Origin of the sequence: Pseudomonas sp. BN607, from assembly GCF_029871175.1 — a bacterium.
Lineage (GTDB): Bacteria > Pseudomonadota > Gammaproteobacteria > Pseudomonadales > Pseudomonadaceae > Aquipseudomonas.
In genome coordinates this window covers 379,712-397,796 of record NZ_SSOE01000056.1, presented here as the reverse complement: position 1 = coordinate 397,796, position 18,085 = coordinate 379,712, and the positions used below count along the sequence as shown (strand labels likewise).

20 protein-coding genes are annotated in these 18,085 nt (G+C 62.5%); 11 read left to right on the top strand and 9 right to left on the bottom strand.

Annotated features, from left to right (window positions below; translation table 11 throughout):
* Positions 1–208: 208 nt before the first annotated feature.
* Positions 209–571, bottom strand: coding sequence for a PilZ domain-containing protein (locus E8E68_RS15770; protein ID WP_266032264.1), 363 nt, complete (start codon positions 569–571; stop codon positions 209–211).
* A 166-nt stretch (positions 572–737) separates the two neighbouring features.
* On the opposite strand from E8E68_RS15770, the gene E8E68_RS15765 reads away from it, so the two are divergent.
* From E8E68_RS15765 to yjiA, 3 genes are all read left to right on the top strand, one after another.
* Positions 738–2,804, top strand: coding sequence for a carbon starvation CstA family protein (locus E8E68_RS15765; RefSeq protein ID WP_266032265.1), 2,067 nt, complete (start codon positions 738–740; stop codon positions 2,802–2,804).
* A 13-nt stretch (positions 2,805–2,817) separates the two neighbouring features.
* Positions 2,818–3,015 (top strand): YbdD/YjiX family protein, encoded by a 198-nt coding sequence (locus tag E8E68_RS15760; RefSeq protein WP_266032266.1) that lies wholly within the window; start codon positions 2,818–2,820, stop codon positions 3,013–3,015.
* A 147-nt stretch (positions 3,016–3,162) separates the two neighbouring features.
* The gene (gene yjiA / locus E8E68_RS15755) at positions 3,163–4,140 is read left to right on the top strand and encodes a GTPase (protein ID WP_280342740.1); all 978 of its coding nucleotides are present in this window, start codon (positions 3,163–3,165) and stop codon (positions 4,138–4,140) included.
* Here yjiA and E8E68_RS15750 read toward each other — a convergent pair.
* Positions 4,100–5,587, bottom strand: a complete 1,488-nt coding sequence (locus E8E68_RS15750) for a methylenetetrahydrofolate reductase C-terminal domain-containing protein (RefSeq protein WP_280342737.1) — start codon at positions 5,585–5,587, stop codon at positions 4,100–4,102. The genes yjiA and E8E68_RS15750 overlap by 41 nt on opposite strands.
* Before the next feature lie 271 nt (positions 5,588–5,858).
* On the opposite strand from E8E68_RS15750, the gene E8E68_RS15745 reads away from it, so the two are divergent.
* The gene (locus tag E8E68_RS15745) at positions 5,859–6,683 is read left to right on the top strand and encodes a 5-methyltetrahydropteroyltriglutamate--homocysteine methyltransferase (protein WP_280342735.1); all 825 of its coding nucleotides are present in this window, start codon (positions 5,859–5,861) and stop codon (positions 6,681–6,683) included.
* A gap of 83 nt (positions 6,684–6,766) precedes the next feature.
* Here the strand turns inward: E8E68_RS15745 and E8E68_RS15740 are convergent, their stop codons facing one another.
* Positions 6,767–7,945 carry an acetyl-CoA C-acetyltransferase gene (locus E8E68_RS15740; RefSeq protein ID WP_266032270.1) on the bottom strand — a complete coding sequence of 393 codons (1,179 nt, stop codon included), beginning with the start codon at positions 7,943–7,945 and terminating at the stop codon, positions 6,767–6,769.
* A gap of 333 nt (positions 7,946–8,278) precedes the next feature.
* On the opposite strand from E8E68_RS15740, the gene fabV reads away from it, so the two are divergent.
* Entirely contained in the window at positions 8,279–9,490 is a 1,212-nt protein-coding gene (fabV, locus tag E8E68_RS15735; RefSeq protein ID WP_003251642.1) for an enoyl-ACP reductase FabV, read from the top strand.
* Between the two features lie 146 nt (positions 9,491–9,636).
* On the top strand, positions 9,637–10,545 hold the full coding sequence (locus E8E68_RS15730) for an alpha/beta fold hydrolase (protein ID WP_280342729.1): 909 nt from the start codon (positions 9,637–9,639) through the stop codon (positions 10,543–10,545).
* A 44-nt stretch (positions 10,546–10,589) separates the two neighbouring features.
* Here the strand turns inward: E8E68_RS15730 and E8E68_RS15725 are convergent, their stop codons facing one another.
* The 3 genes from E8E68_RS15725 to folM are packed head-to-tail and all read right to left on the bottom strand — an operon-like array spanning position 10,590 to position 11,967.
* Entirely contained in the window at positions 10,590–10,931 is a 342-nt protein-coding gene (locus E8E68_RS15725) for a HopJ type III effector protein (RefSeq protein ID WP_266032272.1), read from the bottom strand.
* Positions 10,924–11,220 (bottom strand): DUF1244 domain-containing protein, encoded by a 297-nt coding sequence (locus E8E68_RS15720; RefSeq protein ID WP_146230333.1) that lies wholly within the window; start codon positions 11,218–11,220, stop codon positions 10,924–10,926. Before E8E68_RS15720 ends, E8E68_RS15725 begins: the two co-directional genes overlap by 8 nt.
* A gap of 9 nt (positions 11,221–11,229) precedes the next feature.
* On the bottom strand, positions 11,230–11,967 hold the full coding sequence (gene folM, locus E8E68_RS15715) for a dihydromonapterin reductase (protein ID WP_110742520.1): 738 nt from the start codon (positions 11,965–11,967) through the stop codon (positions 11,230–11,232).
* A gap of 223 nt (positions 11,968–12,190) precedes the next feature.
* Between folM and E8E68_RS15710 the strand changes: the two genes are divergently transcribed.
* Complete coding sequence (locus E8E68_RS15710) at positions 12,191–13,126, top strand: MerR family transcriptional regulator (RefSeq protein WP_280342719.1); 936 nt, start codon at positions 12,191–12,193, stop codon at positions 13,124–13,126.
* Here the strand turns inward: E8E68_RS15710 and E8E68_RS15705 are convergent.
* Positions 13,111–13,728 carry a hypothetical protein gene (locus E8E68_RS15705; protein WP_266032275.1) on the bottom strand — a complete coding sequence of 206 codons (618 nt, stop codon included), beginning with the start codon at positions 13,726–13,728 and terminating at the stop codon, positions 13,111–13,113. The two genes, E8E68_RS15710 and E8E68_RS15705, sit on opposite strands and share 16 nt — an antisense overlap.
* A gap of 59 nt (positions 13,729–13,787) precedes the next feature.
* Positions 13,788–14,216, bottom strand: a complete 429-nt coding sequence (locus tag E8E68_RS15700; protein ID WP_280342716.1) for a PAS domain S-box protein — start codon at positions 14,214–14,216, stop codon at positions 13,788–13,790.
* Positions 14,217–14,342: 126 nt separating this feature from the next.
* On the opposite strand from E8E68_RS15700, the gene E8E68_RS15695 reads away from it, so the two are divergent.
* A complete protein-coding gene (locus tag E8E68_RS15695; RefSeq protein WP_266032276.1) occupies positions 14,343–14,801 on the top strand; it encodes a flavodoxin in 459 nt (152 codons plus the stop codon).
* Between the two features lie 75 nt (positions 14,802–14,876).
* On the opposite strand, the gene E8E68_RS15690 is transcribed toward E8E68_RS15695, so the two are convergent.
* Entirely contained in the window at positions 14,877–15,758 is an 882-nt protein-coding gene (locus tag E8E68_RS15690; RefSeq protein WP_280342713.1) for a LysR family transcriptional regulator, read from the bottom strand.
* Between the two features lie 96 nt (positions 15,759–15,854).
* On the opposite strand from E8E68_RS15690, the gene E8E68_RS15685 reads away from it, so the two are divergent.
* The 3 genes from E8E68_RS15685 to E8E68_RS15675 all read left to right on the top strand — a co-directional run bounded on the left by E8E68_RS15685 (position 15,855) and on the right by E8E68_RS15675 (position 17,996).
* Positions 15,855–16,241, top strand: a complete 387-nt coding sequence (locus tag E8E68_RS15685; RefSeq protein WP_280342711.1) for a CidA/LrgA family protein — start codon at positions 15,855–15,857, stop codon at positions 16,239–16,241.
* Positions 16,231–16,917, top strand: a complete 687-nt coding sequence (locus tag E8E68_RS15680) for an LrgB family protein (RefSeq protein WP_280342708.1) — start codon at positions 16,231–16,233, stop codon at positions 16,915–16,917. The genes E8E68_RS15685 and E8E68_RS15680 overlap by 11 nt, the downstream gene beginning before the upstream one ends.
* Positions 16,918–17,090: 173 nt before the next feature.
* On the top strand, positions 17,091–17,996 hold the full coding sequence (locus tag E8E68_RS15675) for an alpha/beta hydrolase (RefSeq protein WP_280342706.1): 906 nt from the start codon (positions 17,091–17,093) through the stop codon (positions 17,994–17,996).
* Positions 17,997–18,085 lie beyond the last annotated feature (89 nt).

Below are 18,085 nucleotides of genomic sequence, written 5' to 3'. Positions count from 1 at the left end.
ATTGCCACAAAAATTGTATACAATATTTTGATTGGAGCGCGCACAGAAACGCTTGCACGGGGTGCGAAAACCCAATGCAGAAGCCGTACCAACTCGTCATAAGCTGTACTAAAGGGGTGTGTACAAAGTTCTGCTACCCAGCCTTAAAGCTGTCTGGGTAGACAAGAAACACCGGGTGGGGAAGCTATTAGCTAGCTAAGAGATTTCATTATTCGATGAGTTGACGCAGTTCACGCATCATTTCGGTGCTGTCGGCCACGTTCAATTCCACAAGACGGTGCAAATGGCACATCGATTCGATGTCGATGTACAGGCAAATGAAACCCAGCCGGTCTTCTTCTTCGTGGCGCAGTTCGACTTGCATTTTCACCTGGGTGTGCGAGTCCAGATGGATGATCGCGTCGAAGTCCTGAGTCAGGTCGGCGTCCCATTTTTCCGGTCGCTCTACCAGCAAGCCCTTGAGTGACAAGTCCAGCAACGTGGCAGGCCAGCGTTTGATGCCTTGGCGAAGTTCGGTAGGGGCGTCGAAGTCGATTCGCTGGAAACGGCGGCGTTCGTCGTGATCGCTCATGGCGTAGGGCCCTCGGGTGACATCCTGACTATAGTTAGATGGGTATGTGCATCAGGTACAGCAATCTGGCCGCAGAGGCTCTAGACCAAAGCAAGTATGGCAATGCCGCTTGACTGGCCCTAGACTCGGTGGGCGGTCTTTCCAATCCACCAGCTGGAAGCTAACCATGAACAACAATAATAGCCTGCTACGCCACATTCCGTGGCTGGCGCTGGCAGTCATAGGCGCATGCGCGTTGGGTGTGGTTGCCCTGCGTCGCGGCGAGGCGATCAACGCCTTGTGGATCGTGGTCGCGGCAGTGGCCATCTACCTGGTCGCCTATCGCTACTACAGCCTGTTCATCGCCACCAAAGTGATGCAACTCGACCCGCGCCGTGCCACCCCGGCGGTGCTCAACAATGATGGCCTGGACTACGTCCCGACCAACAAACACATTCTTTTCGGTCACCACTTCGCCGCCATCGCTGGCGCTGGTCCCCTGGTGGGCCCGGTGCTCGCCGCGCAAATGGGCTACCTGCCCGGCACGCTATGGCTGATCGCCGGCGTGGTGCTGGCCGGTGCGGTACAGGACTTCATGGTCCTGTTCCTGTCTACCCGCCGCAATGGCCGCTCGCTGGGCGACATGGTGCGCGAAGAGATGGGCCGCATTCCGGGCACCATCGCCCTGTTCGGCTGCTTCCTGATCATGATCATCATCCTGGCGGTGTTGGCGTTGATCGTGGTCAAGGCTCTCGCCGAAAGCCCATGGGGCATGTTCACGGTGATGGCGACCATCCCGATCGCGATGTTCATGGGCGTCTACATGCGCTACATCCGCCCAGGCCGCATCGGCGAGATCTCGATCATCGGCGTGGTGCTGCTGCTGGCTTCGATCTGGCTGGGGGGCCAGATTGCTGCAGATCCGGTGTGGGGCCCGGCGTTCACCTTCACGGGTGTGCAGATCACCTGGATGCTGGTCGGCTACGGTTTCGTCGCTGCAGTGTTGCCGGTATGGCTGGTACTTGCGCCGCGTGACTACCTGTCGACCTTCCTCAAGATCGGTACCATCATCGCCCTTGCCATTGGCATCCTGGTGACCATGCCCGAGCTGAAAATGCCGGCGCTGACCCAGTTCACCGACGGCACCGGCCCGGTGTGGAAGGGCACTCTGTTCCCGTTCCTGTTCATCACCATTGCCTGTGGTGCGGTATCCGGCTTCCACGCGCTGATTTCCTCGGGCACCACGCCCAAGTTGCTGGACAACGAAACCAACGCCCGCTACATCGGCTATGGCGGCATGCTGATGGAATCGTTCGTCGCCATCATGGCCATGGTTGCGGCCTCGGTGATCGAGCCGGGTGTGTACTTCGCCATGAACAGCCCGGCGGCCGTGGTTGGCGCCGACGTTGCGTCGGTGGCTCAGACGGTAAGCAGTTGGGGCTTCCTGATCACCCCCGAGCAACTGGAGGCGGTCGCCCGCGACATCGGCGAGCACACCATTCTGGCCCGTGCCGGTGGTGCACCGACCCTGGCGGTAGGTATTGCGCAGATCCTGCACCAGGTGCTGCCGGGTGAAAACACCATGGCATTCTGGTATCACTTCGCGATCCTGTTCGAGGCGCTGTTCATCCTCACAGCGGTAGACGCCGGTACCCGTGCCGGGCGCTTCATGCTGCAGGACCTGCTGGGCAGCTTCGTGCCGGCCCTGAAACGCACCGAATCGTGGGGTGCCAACCTGCTGGCCACCGGCGGTTGCGTGGCGCTGTGGGGTTACCTGCTGTACCAAGGCGTAATCGACCCGCTGGGTGGCATCAACACCCTGTGGCCGCTGTTCGGTATCTCCAACCAGATGCTGGCGGGTATTGCCCTGATGCTGGGCACCGTGGTCCTGATCAAGATGAAGCGCGAGCGCTATATCTGGGTCACCCTGGTGCCGGCAGCCTGGCTGCTGATCTGCACCACGGCGGCGGGCCTGATCAAGCTGTTCGACCCGAACCCGGCTGTTGGTTTCCTGGCGTTGGCCAAGAAATACAGCACCGCCCTGGACGCCGGGCAGGTACTGGCCCCGGCCAAGGATATCGGGCAGATGCAGCACGTTATCTTCAACGCCTACACCAATGCTGGCCTGACCATCCTGTTCCTGCTGGTGGTGTTCAGTGTGCTGTTCTTTGCCCTCAAGGTCGGCTACGCCGCCCTGGGCCGCAAGGAGCGCAGCGACAAGGAAACCCCGTTCCAGGCACTGCCTGACGCTTGAGAGGACTGCAGCGATGTTCAACGACCTGGGTCGACTGGGTAAATACCTGGGGCAGGCAGCCCGCCTGATGGTCGGCATGCCCGACTACGACAACTACGTCGAGCACATGCAGAAGACGCACCCGGACAAGCCGGTCATGACGTACGAGGCGTTTTTCCGCGAACGTCAGGAGGCGCGATACGGTGGCAAGTCCGGGCCGAAGTGCTGCTGAGCCTTAAGCGTTAACCTGTACCGGCCTCATCGCCAGTAAACCAGCTCCCCGCAGGTACCCACGAACCCCAAGGTTCGTGCAGTACCTGCGGGGAGCTGGCTTGCCGGCGATGAGGCCCGTGTTTTTTCCGCACAGGAGATGTTCTGCGTGCAGACGCCTATTCCCGTAACCGTACTCACAGGCTTCCTTGGCGCTGGCAAGACCACCTTGCTCAAGCACATGCTGAAGGCCGAGCACGGCCTGAAACTGGCCGTGATCGAAAACGAATTCAGCGAAGCCGGCATCGACAGCCAGCTGCTGGGTGACCAGCCGGTGCAGGTAGTGACCCTGGCCAACGGCTGCGTGTGCTGCAGCATCCACGGTGACCTGACCCGCGCCCTGTACCTGCTGCTCGAGCGCCTGGATGCTGGTGAAATCGCCTTCGACCGCCTGGTGAACGAATGCACTGGGCTGGCCGACCCGGCGCCGGTGGCACAAACCTTTTTCATCGACGAGGAGCTGCGTGATCGCTATATCCTCGATGGCATCATCACGTTGGTCGATGCCATGCATGCCGAGTTGCACCTGACCCAAACCATTGCCCAGGCCCAGGTCGGCTTTGCTGACCGCCTGCTGCTGAGCAAGACCGACCTGGTCGAGCCGGCTGCTGTCGAGGCCCTGCGCGAACGCTTGGCCCGCATCAATGGCCGGGCGGCTATCCGTGTCGTTGAACACGGCTGCATCGATCTGGCAGAACTACTGGATGTGCGCGGTTTCAACCTCAACCCGGATCTGGGCGCAAACCTGAAACCCCAGCTGCGCCCGGTGCTCAAGCCCGCGACCCCGGACCGTATCGGCACCATGGTGCTGCGCACGGAAACCGCCCTGGACATCGACCGCCTCAGCAGCTTCATGAACGAGCTGCTGGAAACCCACGGCAAACAGCTGCTGCGCTACAAGGGCGTACTGAACATTGCCGGCGAGGAGCGCAAGCTGGTGTTCCAGGGGGTGCTCAAGCTCTACGGTTTTGACTGGGACGCCGAGTGGGCCGAAGGTGAAACCCGCGAAAGCGTGATGGTATTCATTGCCGATGACCTGCCCGAGGCTAAGATTCAGGCTGGGTTCGAGGCGCTGGCTGCGGACTGACCCGGCGCGGGGTTTGCGGGGCGAACCATTGCGGCCATGAGCTGCGGTGGCGGGTCTCCACCTCGATGCACGGGATCAGCCGCTCGGTCAGAACGGCGGTTTGCCCCACGGCCTTGGCGGTGCGGTACTTGATGCTGTGGATGCACTCGCGGTCGCCAAACTCGCAGCGGTTCAGCGCGGTACCCCCGCAAGGGCCGTTGGCCAGGCCCTTGGGGCAGGTTTCCGGGCAGATATACAGGGTGTCTTCCAGGCGGCAGTGGCCGCAGGTATCACACCCTGCCAACGGGCGCTTCACGCTGCGCTCCAGTGTGTGCAGCACGTGTGCGCCAACCCGGGTAGCCCACACTGGCTGGCGCACCGCCCAGCCGAACGCCTTGCTCAGGCTGTTGCGGCGGCTGAACAGCAGTGCATGCATGCCATGCATCAGGTGATAACGGGTTTTCTCCTTGAAGGAGGCATCGACCCGTGATTCGCCGTCGCGCCAGTTCGCCTGGGGCGGATGGAAGGTTACCGCCGGCAGGCCGGGCATCTGCCAGCTGGCATGCCAGGCGGGTGCCCATTGTTCCAGCGTGTGAACCTGCGCTTGCCAGTGCTCAAGCCGCTCCTCCAGGGCAAGCAGTTGTTGCAGCCCGTGGATACCTGACAGGTGCACACCGGCGTAGCCCATCAGTTTCGTGCCAATGATCTGCAAGGCCAGGCGGTCAACGCTGCGCGCCAGGGCAAAGGCCTTGGACTGCGCCGTTTCTGCTTCGAGCATTTCGCGCATGGAGGGTGTCACGGTAACGCCAGCCACGTGGTCGAGCATTGCCGCTCTGCCGTGGGTCAGGCTCATGAGGCAGGCCAGCATGGGCCTGGGCGCGGCCTGGCGGCGCATCCAGTGCATGGCTTCCTGGTGCTTTGCTGCGTCGAAGCCCAGTTGCAGGGTGAGGAAGTCGGCCCCTGCAGCCAGCTTTTTCTCGGCCTTGAAGTATTGCGCGCCGCCTTCTTCCTCGTGGTACTTGAACGGGTTCAGCGCCGCGCCCAGCAACCAGTGTGGGCAGGCCTGGCGGGCAATCTGCAGGGCCGCCACCGACTCCAGATAGCGCACGGGGCGCTGGCCAGGCTCATGCCCTGGCAGGCGATCGCCGGTCAGCAGCAACAACTGGTCGAGGCCGGCGGCGTCCATGTGTTGCAGTTGGGCGAGCAAGTGATGGCGTTCGCGGTCCTTGCCGGAAAAATGCGGCAGCGCAGGTACGGGGGTGTCGAACGCGGCGAGGGCGTCCAGCGGCGACATGTCCAGCGGGCTACCGACGCGGTCGCCGATGGCCACGGTCATTGGCCAGCCGCACAGGTGCCCGCGGGCCATGATCGCTTGCATGGCGGTGAAGCGTTCTGCGGAGGCTTTGGGGACGAACTCCATGACACAGACGAAGTTCTGTTCGCGCAGCGCGGTTTTCAGCAGGCTCATGAGGCCGGGCACCTGGTTTGGTCAGGGTGGCATTGTGCGGCAGATGGCGGGCGAGGTCATGTCCCGATGCGCAGGGTGTTGCTCTGAACGAGACATCGGTTGTGCCGTACTCGGGCAGGCGTCGAACCGCCACGAAATGGCCGGTACAGCCCATGCAGATACTTGATCATGAGAATTTCTTGAGTTCATCTCAAATTTTATGAGTTTGTCTCAATACCCTCATCAGCCGGACAATCCTTTCATTATTTCGAGCATGCTGAAGGGACAAGACATGGCACTGGCACATAACCTGGGCTTTCCACGTATTAGCGGTGACCGCGAGCTGCGGGCCCGCCACTGGCAAGTGCAGAAAGACGCCGGTATCCATTTGCTGCCAGTCGGCGACTTCGCCCAGAACGACCACGTGCTGATTACAGGCGACCAGCCGTTCGCCCTGGACTGGGGGCCACTGTTCGAAGAAGTGGAACACGCCAAGGCCCTGGGCCATGCGGTCAAGCCGGTGATTATCGGCCCATTGACCTACCTGTGGCAGGCCCAGGCCCTGGGCGGTGACTTCGACAGGCTGGAGCTGCTCGAGCGCCTTTTGCCGTTATATGACGAGGTCCTCAATCGCCTGGCTGCCCAGGGCGTTGAATGGGTGCAGATCGACGAACCGATCCTCGCCCGGGAGCTGCCGCAAGACTGGAAGAATGCCTTTGAGCGCGTCTACAACATCCTTCAGCGCGCACCGTTGAAGAAGCTGATCGCGACCTATTCGGGTGGCCTCGATGGCAACCTGGGCCTGGCCGCCAACCTGCCGGTCGATGGCCTTCACATTGATCTGGTGCAGGCACCTGAGCAGTATCAGAGCATTCTCGACCGTTTGCCTGCTTACAAGGTGCTGTCGCTGGGCCTGGTCGACGGCCGCGATGCCTCGCCGTGCGACCTGGACAAGATGCTGGGGCTGCTGCATGAGGCCGACGAGCGCCTGGGTGAGCGGCTGTGGTTGGCGCCGGCCTGTTCGTTGCTGGAAAGCCCGCTGGACCTCGCTGTGCAGAAGTGCCAGGAAGTGGTGATGCTGGCCGCTTCGCTCGGGCAGTACCGCGCTGCGGCCTGATCCTGTGCTGGCTGTACCGGCGCACTTCGCGGGGCCCGCGGGAGCGGGTTCACCCGTGAAGGCGCTGGGTGTGCTGGACTACATCAGCGCTCGATGGCCAACGCCACACCTTGCCCACCACCGATGCACAAGGTCGCCAGGCCTTTTTTGGCATCGCGCTTGATCATCTCGTGCAGCAACGTCACCAGCACCCGGCACCCGGAAGCGCCAATCGGGTGGCCCAAGGCAATCGCCCCGCCATTCACGTTGACCCGTGCTGCATCCCATTCCAACGCCTTGCCCACCGCCAGGGCCTGCGCGGCAAAGGCCTCGTTGGCTTCGATCAGGTCCAGGTCATTCAACTGCCAACCGGCCTTGTCCAGGCAGCGCTGGGTCGCCGAAACCGGGCCGATGCCCATGATTGCCGGGTCTACCCCGGCGCTGGCATAGGCGGCGATCTTCGCCAGCACCGGAAGGCCCAGGGCCTTGGCCTTGGCGGCGCTCATCAGTAGCACGGCGGCAGCGCCGTCGTTCAGGCTGGAGGCGTTGCCAGCGGTAACACTGCCGTCCTTCTTGAACGCCGGGCGCAGCTTGCCCAGCGATTCGGCGGTGGTATCCGGGCGCGGCTGCTCGTCCCGGTCGAAGACTTTCGGCTCCCCCTTTTTCTGTGGCAGCACGATAGGGGTGATTTCCGCATCGAAGCGGCCAGCCTCGATCGCTGCCACCGCCTTGCGTTGCGATTCGGCGGCGAAGGCGTCCTGCTGTTCACGGTCAAGGCCGTACTTGTCCACCAGGTTTTCGGCGGTGATGCCCATGTGGTAGTCGTTGAAGGCATCCCACAGGCCATCGGTGATCATGCTGTCGATCAGCTGGCCATGGCCCATGCGCTGGCCGGTACGGGCCGAGGGCATCACGTAGGGGGCCAGGCTCATATTCTCCTGGCCGCCGGCAATCACCACTTCGGCGTCACCGCAGCGGATGGCCTGGGCTGCCAGGTGCAGGGCCTTGAGGCCCGAACCGCAGACTTTGTTCAACGTCAGGGCAGGGACGCTGAAGGGCAGGCCGGCCTTGATCGCGGCCTGGCGGGCCGGATTCTGCCCGGCGCCGGCGGTAAGCACCTGGCCGAGGATGACTTCGTCGACCTGCGCCGGGTCCAGCCCGGTCTGCTCCAGCAGGCGCTTGATCACGGCGGCGCCGAGGTCGACCGCAGGCACAGTGGCCAGGGCGCCCTGGAAGCTGCCGATGGCGGTACGGGTTGCGGCGACGATGACCACGTCGTTCATGTTGTTGTTCTCCGGGCAATGGGCGTAGTGCCCCAAGCATCGGCGGCTTTGGCTTATTTGTTAAGTTTGTTTTTCTTTACGATTGATGTGAAAAGCAAATGAATGCGCGCGGTTCGGCCAGGGGATCTTGCTGCGAAATCTTGACGGGTTGAGTGCGGCGGTTGGCGCGGGCTCGACCGCCGACAGGCCTGCGCAGGCACGCCACAGTTTTGCATCCCCATGATCACCCCGTAATATGTGTCGGATAACCTGCGGGGGTAGTCTCACCCTCTGATCAACAGGAATCGCCCTCGAGCGGCGCTTCCCCGGCATAAACCTGACGAGGTACAGACATTGGCCATCATTCATCCTAAGGTTCGCGGTTTCATCTGCACCACGACTCACCCGAAGGGCTGCGAGCTCAACGTCCGTGACCAGATCGAAGCCACCCGCAAGCTGGGCGTACGCGAGGATGGCCCGAAGAAGGTCCTGGTCATCGGTGCTTCCAGCGGCTACGGCCTGGCTGCCCGCATCACGGCGGCCTTCGGCTTCAAGGCTGACACCCTGGGCGTGTTCTTCGAAAAACCAGGCACCGAGACCAAGGCCGGCACTGCTGGCTGGTACAACGCTGCCGCCTTCGACAAGTTCGCCAAGGCCGAGGGCCTGTACAGCAAGTCGATCAACGGTGACGCCTTCTCTGACGAAGCCCGCGCCAAGGTCATCGAGCTGATCAAGAACGAAATGGGTGGCAAGGTCGACCTGGTCATCTACTCGCTGGCTTCGCCCGTGCGCAAGCTGCCGCAGACCGGTGAAGTCATTCGCTCGGCACTCAAGCCGATCGGCCAGCCATACAAGTCGACCGCCATCGACACCAACAAGGACACCATCATCGAGGCCAGCATCGAGCCGGCCACCGAGCAGGAAATTGCCGATACCGTCACCGTCATGGGTGGCCAGGACTGGCAGCTGTGGATCGACGCCCTGGCCGGCGCCAACGTGCTGGCCGAAGGCGCCCGTACCGTGGCGTTCAGCTACATCGGCAGCGATATCACCTGGCCGATCTACTGGCACGGTGCACTGGGCCAGGCCAAGCAGGACCTGGACGAAACCGCCCTGCGTCTGAACCAGAAGCTGGCCGGTGAAGTGAAAGGCGGCGCCAATGTGGCGGTGCTCAAGTCGGTGGTTACCCAGGCCAGCTCGGCCATTCCGGTGATGCCATTGTACCTGTCGATGGTCTTCAAGATCATGCAGGAGAAAGGTGTTCACGAAGGCACCCAGGACCAGCTCGACCGCATGTACCGCGACCGTATGTACCGTACCGACGGTGCGCCGGCAGAGGTCGACGAGAAGGGGCGCCTGCGCCTGGACGACTGGGAACTGCGCGACGACGTGCAGAATGCCTGCAAGGCCCTGTGGCCACAGGTGACCACCGAGAACCTGTTCGAGCTGACCGACTACGCCGGCTACAAGAAGCAGTTCCTCAACCTGTTCGGTTTCGAGCGCGCTGACGTCAACTACGACGAAGACGTGGCTACCGATGTGAAGTTCGACTGCGTCGAGCTGTAATCGGGTAAGCCTGTACCGGCCTCTTCGCGGGCAAGCCCGCGCCCACAGGTTCTGCAACGCCTGTAGGCGCGGGCTCACCCGTGAAGAGGTCGGTACAGGCGACAAAATCTTTGCTAGTTTTGGCGCACAACGACAGGAAATGCGCCATGAGTAGCCTCACCCAACCCGCTACCCCATTTCGCCACCCTGCGGCCGACGGTTACAGCCTCGGTGGCTTCGTCTGGCGCCATGCCCAACCTGACCCCCAGCGCCCGCTGGTGATCATCAACGCTGCCACTTCGGTACGCTGCCGCTACTACTCCCGTTTTGCCGACTACTTGTTCGCCCACGGCTGCGATGTGCTGACCTACGACTACCGTGGTATCGGTGAATCCCGACCGGCTTCGCTGCGCGGCTTCCAGGCCTCGTGGAGCGACTGGGGCCGGCTCGATTTCGAGGCGATGCTGGCGCACGCGGCTGAGCACTTCCCTGGGCAGCCGGTGGATGTTGTGGGGCACAGTTTTGGAGGCTGCGCGGTAGGCCTGGCACCGTCGGCCGGCCAGGTGCGGCGTGTGGTAATGGTAGGCGCGCAGTTTGCCTACTGGCGCGATTACGCACCCGACCAGCGCTGGCGGCTATTTGGCAAATGGCATGTGGTGATGCCGCTGCTGAACTGGGTGTTTGGCTACTTCCCCGGCAAGCGCCTGGGTTGGCTGGAAGACACGCCATCTGGCGTGGTGCGTGACTGGACCACCCGTACACCGCGTTATGAACAGCGTCCCAGCGGTCGCGCGCTGGCAGTACTCCCGTTCGCCCAGGTACGGGCGGCGACGCTGGCCATCAGCCTGACCGACGACCCCTTTGGCACGGTGGAAGCGACCGAGCGTTTGCTGGGTTATCTACAGGGGACCGAGCGGCGGCACCTGCGGATTGCACCTGTGGATATCTCGGTTGGGGAAATTGGCCATTTCGCGTTCTTCCATGACCGGTTTCGCGAGAGTTTGTGGCCGGTGACGTTGCAGTGGTTGCAGCGGGGCCGGGTGCAGGGCGGGGGGCCGGGAACCCTCCTGGAGTGATGCGGGGTTCGATAGTGCGGGGCCGCAAGGCGGCCCCGGCCATCTCAAGCCTTGCGCGAAAGCGGCTGCGCGGTGAACTTCACACCGGCCAGCCCATGCTTGATCAGCGCACGGATATTGCCATGGTCACTGCCCTCAGGCGTGGCCAGCACATCACGGTAATGCTCGCCAAAAGCCAGCAGCGCTTCCTTGTCGCTTAGCCCTTCCAGCAACGCCAGGCCCAGGGTCTTGCACGACCCCTCGTTCTGCCCGGCCGCATTTTCCACGCCGCCATTGTTGAAGGCTTGCGGCTGGTAGCTGTAGTGGTCGGCAATGAACGCCAAGGTGTCGGCGAATGCATGTTGGCCGCTGGCCAGGCTGGCGCGCAGGGTGTTCAGATCAGTCACGAGGTTTTCCTTTTTCGAACGCCGCTTGCTGCTCGGCGCTGGCTTCTTTCTGGTATTGGGCTTTCCACTCGGCGTAAGGCATGCCGTACACCGCTTCACGGGCGTCATCCAGGCTCAGGTCGAGCTGGCGCTCGTCAGCCGCTGCCTTGTACCACTTGGACAGGCAGTTGCGGCAGAAACCGGACAGGTTCATCAGGTCGATGTTCTGTACGTCGGTGCGCTTTTGCAGGTGGTCGACCAGGCGCCGGAACGCGGCGGCCTCGAGTTCGAGTTGTTGCTGTGGCGTCATGGGGTTCTCTCAAGTCATGCGGTTCTTCAGGTGGCGGCCACCGTTGATGACCACCTGGCTGCCGGTGCTGTATTGGCTGGCGAGCAAGTATTTGACCGTCTCGATCAGCGGACCGGCGCCGGGTTCGAACTCCAGCAGGGCCTTTTTCAGGGTTTGCTGGCGGTAGGCTTCGTCACCCCCTTCCTTGAGGATTAGCAGCCCAGGCAGGATACCGTTCACATGCACCGTGGGCGCATATTTTTCGGCGAATGACAGCACCATGTTCTGCAACGCCGCCTTGGTGGCGGCATAGCCAATGTGGCTCTTGCTGCCGCGTGAAGAGGTTTCGTCGCAGATGTGGATGATGTCGGCCTTTTCCACCTTGGTCAGCAGGTCGCCGAGTGCCAGGTTGAGGTGGTAGGGCGCTTCGACGTGTAGCCGGAACATGGTTTCGAGGTTGTCGAGGCCGTCGTCGAGCCACAGTGAGGCGTTGTGGATGATCGCGCGCAGTCCATCGTAGTGGCTGTGCAAGTGGTCGATCAGCGCCTGGCGGTCGGCCGCCAGGCACAGGTCTGCCTGGAACTGCACGATGTTGGGGTGGGCCGCCTGTGGCTGGACGCTGCGGCTGGCACTGACCACCGTATGGCCGGCCTGCGCCAGTTCAAGGGCCAGGGCCAGCCCGACGCGCTGGCTGGCTCCGGTAACGAGAATGGGGCTGTTCATGTTCGGGCGGTCAACTTTGTCTGTCCTTTGGTTGCTGCCCAGCATACCCGAACTGTTTGCCTGTTGTATGGCCTGGCCTCAGTGGCTGCGCCTGTCCCCTGTCATGTTCGGGGAGGCCTGTAGACAACCGGCTGGCAAGCGGGTGGACAGGTAGATCGTCAGCGGTGTCTGGCCTGGTGCACTCAGCCGGCAAACGATTGCATCCTACGCCCGGTGCTGTCGTAGTAGACTGTGTGTTCAACTTCCGCACACAGGGTAGGCCGTGCAGATGAACGAACAGGGACGTAAGCCGTTGATTGATGCGAGCTTCACGCAGCAGGTACTGTTTCCGATTCGTGAAGTTTCCCGCCTGACCGGCGTCAACGCAGTGACCCTCCGCGCCTGGGAGCGTCGTTATGGGCTGATCCAGCCAATCCGTACCGACAGTGGCCACCGCCTGTATTCCCAAGCCGATATCGACGATATCCGCAGTATCCTCGGCTGGCTGGAGCGCGGCGTTTCCGTCAGCAAGGTGGGCAGCATTCTTGCTCGTAGCCATGCCATTGCCGGGCATACCAGTGGCGCATCGGATGCCTGGCTGCGCTGGCAGCACCAGATTCGCCTGGCGGTGCAATGCTTCGACCTCGTAGGGCTGGGCCGCCTCTACGAGGAGGTATTTGCTGCCTGCACGCTGGATCAGGTTTTTGCCGAAGTCTTCATGCCTGTTTGGCATGACATGGCCGTGCGCCGCGGCGGGTATGGGCAGGCCAGCGAATGGCTGTTCCTGGACCAGTTCTTGCGAGGTCGGGTGTTCGCACGTTTGCAGCTTGCCCATGGGCCGCGTAGCCGCACCGTGCTGCTTTCGCCGTTACCGGGCCAGTGCCATGAGCTTGAACTGCTGGTCACCAGCCTGATCCTGGGCAGTGACGAAACAGGCGTGACCCCACTGGTTTGCGGGCAGCCGCTGCAAGAGTTGGCGCTGGTCTGTGAGCGTCTGAAGCCGGACGCCCTGGTGCTGTTTTCCCATCAGCCGCTCACCGCAGAACTTACCCGGCAACTGACGCGCTTGGCGGCAGTGCTGGATTGCCCGTTGTTGCTGGCCGGGGAAGCGGCAGAAATCGCGCACGACAGCCTGGCTGGCAGCCCTGTTGCCTGTCTGGGAGCACAAGGTGATGTGATGCGTCAGCGCTTGAGGCAGTTTCTGGCAGGTCAGCTGGATACCTGACTGTGCAGCTCGGGGTGGGCGCGGCGATGAGCCTGGAGAATGTAGTCGCGCAGGCGTTCGATTTCTTCAGCCGGGCTTTGGCTGAGATCGTAGGCTGCCAGGTCCGGGCCGATGCGCCGGCCCAGAACACCATGCAATTCAATTGGGGGGATGCCGCCAGGGGCGAATCGAAGCTCGAAGCGGGCAGGTGCAGATGGCAGCTCACGCACCTCCAGCAGTACGCCCTTGAAGGAAATATCGCGCACCCACAGGCCGCTAGCGTGGTCATGCTCATCGAGCAACGGGCTCGGCTGGTCCATCGACAGGCGCCAAGGGCGCAGCATGGGGCCGTCTTCGTAGATTTCCGGTGAGCCCACTTGCAGGTGAAGGGCGTGGAACTCGTCTTCCACCAGTTGCAAAGGGAAGCTGATCTGCTGGTTGTTGAACTGGGCCTGCAAGGTCACCTGCTCGTTGGCCACCAGCTGGGTAAGCAGACTTTGGATGCGGCGGTCACCATTGACCAGCAGGCTCGACATGGAATCGGCCAGGTTCAATTGCGGCGAGTGCTGCATGTTCTGTATGAAATCCAGCTCGGCCTGGGTCAGGAGCGCATCTGCTTGCATGATCGAACTCGGTAGTAGCGATTTCTTCAACGTCATTGACCGTGCAGGGCGCGCTTGGTTCAGGCGCGTTCGTCGGGTTTCGGATGAGCGCGCAGTTCGGCCAGTTCCCGCTCCAGTTCGACCTGGCGGCTGACGTCCTTCTGGATACCGATGAAATAGGTGCGTTGGTCGGCATCGCGCTTTACCGGGGTGATCGACAGCTCGTTCCAGAAAGCGCTGCCATCCTTGCGGTAGTTGCGCAGCACTTCGCGGCACGGGCGGCCTTCAGCCAGCGCCCTGCGAATGCGTGCGCGGCCCAGCTGGTCACGGTCATCGGCCTGCAGGAAACGGCAATCCTGATAGAGGATTTCGTCACGGCTGTAGCCGGTCAGGCGTTCGAAGGCGGCATTCACGTAGATCAGGATGGTGTCGTCGCCTTCCTGTTCGGCAACCACGATCCCGTCATTGGACGCATCGACCATCGATTGCAATAACTGCGCATTGATCATGTTCTGGCCACTGGGCGACAAGGGGCGTAGCGAGGCTGAGGATGGCGACTTTGGTAGAGGCGGCCTTTTGCCAGCGCTGGATGCTAGTATCCTACGTTTTCACTCAGTTTCGGAATCCTCTACCCGATGAAAGTCGCCATTATTTCCGGATCGGTCTATGGCACCGCCGATGAAGTCGCCCGTCACGCAGAAGCACTGTTCAAGGCAGCAGGCCTGGAGGCTTGGCATGCGGCGCGCGCAACTTTGCAGGACCTTGAAGGTTTTGCCCCGGAAGCCCTGCTGGCCGTGACCTCGACTACTGGCATGGGTGAGCTGCCAGACAACCTCATGCCGCTGTACAGCAGCATCCGTGACCTGCTGCCTGCAGCCTGGCGTGGCTTGCCGGGCGCAGTGATTGCGCTGGGCGATTCCAGCTATGGCGATACTTATTGCGGCGGTGGCGAGCAGATGCGCGAGCTGTTTGCCGAACTGGGCGTGCGCGAAGTGCAGCCGATGCTGCGCCTGGATGCCAGCGAGACAGTGACCCCCGAGGCGGATGCAGAGCCATGGTTGGCTGAGTTGATCACCGCATTGAAAGCGTCCTGACCCCGGGCCTGCTCGGTCTCTGGGTGCCGCCTTGGCGGCGAGAGGGGCAGGGCAGGCTGCACCCTGAAAAGCCGGTCAGCGGTGATGTTCGCGTAGCAGCGCCAACCACGCCTGTGCCGCCCGCGACAGGTACCCCCCGCGCCGCCAGATAAAGGCAATGTCCCATCGCAAATCCCCCGGCGAACGCAGCGGCAAGCGCACCACCCCGGGGCGCTCGAGTGCCTTTGCCACCACGCGGGGCAGCAACACCACGCCCTGGCCCGCCGCTACCAATGCCACCAAAAAGTCCGCCTGGCCACTGCGCCCGCCTTCCTTGGGGGTAAACCCCTGCTGCTGGCACGCTTTCAGCAGCCGGTCATTCAGCACGAAGCTGCGCTGGTACAGCAGGAACGGCGTACCGGCCAGCTGCCCCAGGTCCACCTCGGTCAGGTCCGCCAACCCATGGCCCGCCGGCAACAGGGCATCCAGCGGTTCGTTGCAGAACGGCTGGTACTTGAACGACTCGTCAGTGGGCGTAAGGCTGCCGCCCAGCTCCAGTTCTCCACTCTTGACTGCCTGTTCGACGCTTCGGCTGCCACCTTCGAGCAACTGGATGGTGATGTTCGGGTGGCGCCGCCGGTATTCGGCGAACAAGCCTGCGAACAGTGCATCACTGCCCAGCATCGGCAAGCCCAGGCGCAGTTCACCGCGCTCCATCTGGCCAAGGTCGTCCAGTTCGTTCAGCAGCGCTTGACGCTGGCGCAGCAGGGCCTCGCCCCGCTCCAGCACGATGCGTCCCGCAGCTGTCAGGTGTAGCTGCGAGGCTTGGCGCTCCAGCAGCGGCTGGCCCACATCTTGCTCCAATTGGGCCACCTGCTTGCTCACGGCCGACTGGCTGATGTGCAGGGTCTGTGCGGCCTGGGTAAAGCCGCCGCGGTGGACCACTTCAATGAAGCTGCGCAGTTGTTTGAATTCCATGTCCGGATTCCATTATGGAATGGCGATCAGTCTAACAATTCGCTTCTGGCCTGGGCAGGCGAATCTTAAAATAAGGGCTTGTCGAGGAACCCCGCCATGAAACCCGCGTTAATCAAAAATGCCCTGCGCCTGCTGGTCGAGCTGGCAATTCTGTGTGCCCTGTTCCTGCTTGGCGGCCAGCTTGCCCGTTGGCTGGGCTGGCCGATTCCTGGCGGGGTGATGGGCCTGGCGCTGTTGTTGATACTCTTTGCGTCCGGTGTGCTCAAGCCGGCGATGCTGCAACTGGGCGCGGGCTGGTTGATGGCCGAGATGCTGCTGTTCTTCATCCCGGCGCTGATGAGCCTGCTCGACTACGGCGCGCTGATCCGTGATGAGGGCTGGCGCATCCTGCTGGTGATCGCCTTGAGTACGCTGATGGTGATGGTGGTGACCGCCCTGACCGTGGAGCTGGTGTGCCGCTGGAGCTTGCGTCATGAGCCTTGAGCCCATGCCGCTGTTCTGGCTGGCGCTGACTTTGCTGGCCTATCTGGGCAGCCGCTGGCTGTATCGGCGCAGCAAGCGTTACCTCTTTTCGCCATTGATCCTGGTACCGGTATTACTGTTGACGGTCGCTGTGCCGCTGCATACCGCCTATGCCGAATATGCACGCAACACCCATTGGTTGATGAGCGTGCTCGGCCCGGTGACTGTGGCCTTTGCCGTGCCGATCTGGCAGCAGCGGGCCATGCTGGCGCGGCATTGGCCGGCACTGATGGTCGGCATGGTGGCTGGCAGCAGTGCTTCGATCGCCAGCTCGTGGGGGCTGGCGCACCTGTTGGCGTTGGACAGCGCAACCAGCCTGTCGCTGGTGCCGCGCTCCATCACCACGCCATTCGCCATGCCCTTGGCGCATGACCTGGGGGGCGTGCCAGAGCTGACCGCCGTGTTCGTGATGTTCACAGGTGTGCTCGGCGCCATGTTCGGCGGTGTGCTGCTGCGCTGGTTGCCGCTACGCACGCCGCTGGCGCGGGGGGCACTGTTCGGCGTTGGCGCGCATGGCGCCGGGGTGAGCCGGGCGCAGGAAGTCGGGCGTGAGGAAGGCTCGGTGGCCGGGCTGGTGATGGTCCTGACCGGGCTGATGAACCTGTTTGCGGCGCCGCTGCTGGCCATGCTGCTCTGACCGTTCGTGCCACTGACTCGCTCAGTCATCAAGCTGGCTGGCAACGCAAGTTTCAGCCCATGGGCTGCTGGCTAGACTCAGCCTCGACATAGAGAGCACATGTAAGTGCCGAGGTGACTTGCAATGACCGCAGCCTTGCCCTATTCCGCCAACACCTACCCGGGACCGATCTGATGCCTTTGGCCGAAATTCCATTGTGCGTCTGGCGAACCCGGGGACAAAGCTTCACATTCCGGGGCCAGAGCATCCGCTACTGGACCGCAGGGCAAGGAGAGCCTCTGCTTTTGTTACACGGCTTCCCCACCGCCAGTTGGGACTGGCATTACTTGTGGGGGCCCTTGACCCAGCGTTTCAGGGTGATTGCGTGCGACATGCTCGGCTTTGGCGATTCGGCCAAACCGGTCGATCACGCGTACAGCCTGATGGAACAGGCAGACCTGCAACAGGCCCTGCTAGCCCACCTGCACGTCGACCAGCCAGTGCACCTGCTGGCCCACGACTATGGCGGCAGCGTGGCCCAGGAGCTGCTGGCGCGGCATCATGAACAGCGTGTCGAGGTTGCCAGCTGCGTGTTCCTCAACAGTGGGCTGTTTGCCGAAAGCTGCCGCACGCTGTTGATCCAGAAGCTACTGTTGAGCCGCTTCGGCTGGCTGGTCGGGCGCTCGTTCGGGCGTGACGACCTGGTGCGCAATGTCAGCCATGTCTACGGCCCCTGCACCCACCCCAGTGAGAGCGCGTTGGATGACTTCTGGAGCCTGATCGCCGCCAACCGTGGCACGCGCATCCTGCACAAGTTGGTGGGCTACATGCCCGAGCGCAGTTTGCACCGCGATCGCTGGGTCGAGGCGATGCAGCGCAAGGGCGTGCCCCTGCGCTTGATCAACGGAATGGTCGACCCCTTGTCCGGCGCGCACATGCTCGAGCGTTATCGGCAACTGGTGCCGGAGCCTGACACCGTACAGTTGCAGGGCATTGGCCACTACCCGCACACCGAAGCGCCGGTGCAGGTGTTGCGGCATTACCTGGCCTTTCGTGAACAGCCGCTGAACTACCCCCAGCCGAAAATGGCGTGGTCCTGACGGGGCCTCATCGCCCTGCGTTATTGCCAGGCATTCAGCCTGCACGAGCTTGATTGTCCGCCCACCGCTGGGGGCGGACACTCGGCTGA